The sequence below is a fragment of the Arenimonas sp. genome (assembly GCF_019459675.1).
GTDB lineage: Bacteria > Pseudomonadota > Gammaproteobacteria > Xanthomonadales > Xanthomonadaceae > Arenimonas.
Map to the genome: position 1 here is coordinate 1 of NZ_JAIBFH010000319.1, position 2,762 is coordinate 2,762.

2 protein-coding genes and 1 pseudogene are annotated in these 2,762 nt (G+C 67.8%); all 3 read left to right on the plus strand.

The annotated features are described in order from the left end of the window. Nucleotides 1-617: pseudogene (locus K0M70_RS10770) on the plus strand (1-deoxy-D-xylulose-5-phosphate reductoisomerase); the annotation flags it as partial. Continuing rightward, entirely contained in the window at nt 614-1,948 is a 1,335-nt protein-coding gene (gene rseP / locus K0M70_RS10775; RefSeq protein ID WP_290781865.1) for an RIP metalloprotease RseP, read from the plus strand. The pseudogene K0M70_RS10770 and the gene rseP, both read left to right, overlap by 4 nt. Nucleotides 1,949-1,997: 49 nt before the next feature. Then, nucleotides 1,998-2,762: POTRA domain-containing protein (locus K0M70_RS10780; RefSeq protein WP_290781866.1), on the plus strand; the 765-nt coding region annotated here is incomplete at its 3' end.

The window sequence follows — 2,762 nt, forward strand, 5'->3', positions numbered from 1 at the left end:
CGCGCGCCGAGCTGGCCCGGGTCACCCCCGACCAGGCGTGTGCCCATCCCAACTGGGTGATGGGCCGCAAGATCTCGGTCGACTCCGCCACGCTAATGAACAAAGGCCTGGAGGTGATCGAAGCGCACTATCTTTTCGGCATGCCGGCGTCGCAGATCGAAGTGGTGGTGCACCCGCAGAGCGTCATCCATTCGCTGGTGGACTACGTGGACGGGTCGGTGCTGGCGCAACTGGGCAATCCCGACATGCGCACCGCCCTGGCCTACGGCCTGGCCTGGCCCGAGCGCGTGGACTCGGGCGTGGCGCCGCTGGACCTGGCGGCGCTGGCGCGCTTCGATTTCGAGGCCCCCGACCTGGCCGCCTTCCCCTGCCTGGGCCTGGCGTTCCGGGCCCTGGAGGCCGGCGGCCGCGTCCCCGCCATCCTGAACGCGGCCAATGAAATAGCTGTTTCAGCCTTTCTTCAGGGCCGATTGGGTTTCCTAGGCATCCCTGAGTTGATCCAGGCCTGCCTGGACGCCCTGCCCGGCGGCCCCGCCGGCGACCTGGCCCAACTGATGGACACCGACGCCGAGGCCCGGCGCATGGCCGAATCACTGATCCCGAGGATGCACGCATGACGGAGTTCTTCGGGTCGGTGTGGTGGCTGCTGGTCAGCCTGGGCATCCTGGTCACCTTCCACGAGTTCGGGCATTACTGGGTGGCGCGCCGTTGCGGCGTGCGCGTGCTGCGTTTCTCGGTGGGGTTCGGCAAGCCGCTGTGGACCCGCGTGGGCAAGGACGGCACCGAATACGTGCTGGCCATGCTGCCGCTGGGCGGCTACGTGAAGATGCTGGACGATCGCGAAACCGAGGTCGCGCCCCAGGACCGCCACCAGAGCTTCAACGCCAAGCCGGTAGGCCAGCGCATCGCCATCGTGGCCGCTGGCCCCATCGCCAACCTTCTGCTTTGCATCGCCCTGATGTGGCTGATGTTCGTGATCGGCAAGCCCGACTACGCGCCCGTGATGGGCCCCGCGCAGGGCATCGCCGCCAGCGCGGGCTTCCAGCCCGGCGATCGCCTGCTGGCCGTGGGCGACCGCGAAACCCGCACCCTCACCGAAGCCGGGATCGCCCTTTCCAACGCCGCCATGGACCGTCAGTCCACCGCGGTGCGGGTGCGCACCGCCGCCGGCGACGAGGTGATGCGGGTGCTGCCGCTGGACCGGGCCGACGTGGCGGTCAGCGAACAGAACCCGTTCCGGGACCTCGGCCTGAGCCTTTCCGACCCCGCCGTGGTCGGCACCGTGCAGCCGGACGGCGCCGCTGCGGGCCGCCTGCAGCCGGGCGACCGCATTGTCGCCGTCGGCGGCCAGCCCATCCTCACCTACTTCGAGCTGGGCGACGCCGTTCAGGTGGCCGCCCGCAGCGGCGAGCCGCTGGCCCTTCAAATCGAGCGTGGCGGCCGGTCGGCCGTGGTGGAAGTGGACCCCCGGATGGCGGACGTCCAGGGCCAGCCGCGCTGGCTGCTGGGCATCACCGGCGCCGCGCGCCCGCAGGACGCCGTGCTGCGCTTCGGCCCGCTGCAGGCCGTTCCCGAGGCCCTTTCCCAGACCTACCAGATGGCCAGCGACGTGATGCGCATGCTGGGCCGCATGGTGACCGGGCAGGCTTCGCTGCAGAATATTTCCGGGCCGATCACCATCGCCCGGGTCGCCAACGGCAGCGCCAGCCTGGGCCCGGCCTGGTTCCTGAACTTCCTGGCGATCCTGTCGCTGAGCCTGTGCATCATGAACCTGCTGCCCATCCCGGTCTTGGATGGGGGACACTTGCTGTATTACCTTATCGAGCTGGTCAAAGGCAGCCCGGTCGGTGAACGAGCGCTGATGGCAGGTCAATACGTCGGTCTGGTGTTCCTGGCCGGCCTGATGGGCCTGGCCTTCTATAATGACTTGTTCCGACCCAGTTTCTGACCCCACCCTTTCGCGGACGCTCCCGGCGTCCGTCACCAACGGATTGATGATGACGCGACCCACTGTTCGCCGCTGCCTCTTGAGCCTCGCGCTTGCCGCCGCAATCGCCAGCCCCGTCCAGGCACAGAACTTCGATGCCTTCACCGTGGCGGACATCCGCGTCGAGGGACTGCAGCGCATCTCCGCCGGCACGGTGTTCACCTACCTGCCGGTCGAGAAGGGCGACACGCTCGACCGCAGCAGCTCTTCGGAGGCCATCCGGGCCCTGTTCAAGACCGGCTTCTTCAGCGACGTCCGCCTCGAGCGCCAGGGCGGCATCCTGGTGGTGGTGGTCACCGAGCGTCCGGCCATCAACGCCATCACGCTGTCGGGCAACAAGGACATCAAGTCCGAAGACCTGCTGGGCGGCCTGCGCAACATCGGCCTGACCGAGGGCGAGACCTTCAACCCGCTCAACCTCGACCGGGTGACGCAGGAACTGATCCGCCAGTACAACAACCGCGGCAAGTACAACGTCTCCATCACCCCGTCGGTCAGCAACCTCGACCGCAACCGCGTCGACATCACCATCGTGATCGCCGAGGGCAAGGCCGCGCGCATCCGCGACATCAACATCGTCGGCAACCCGACCTACCGCGACCTGGACATCCGCCAGGGCTGGGAATCGGGCACCAGCAACTGGCTGTCGTGGTACCGCCGCGACGACCAGTATTCGCGCGAGAAGCTTTCGGGCGACCTGGATAAGCTGTCCAACTACTACCTCGACCGCGGCTACGTCGACTTCATCGTCGAATCCACCCAGGTCGCCATCCCC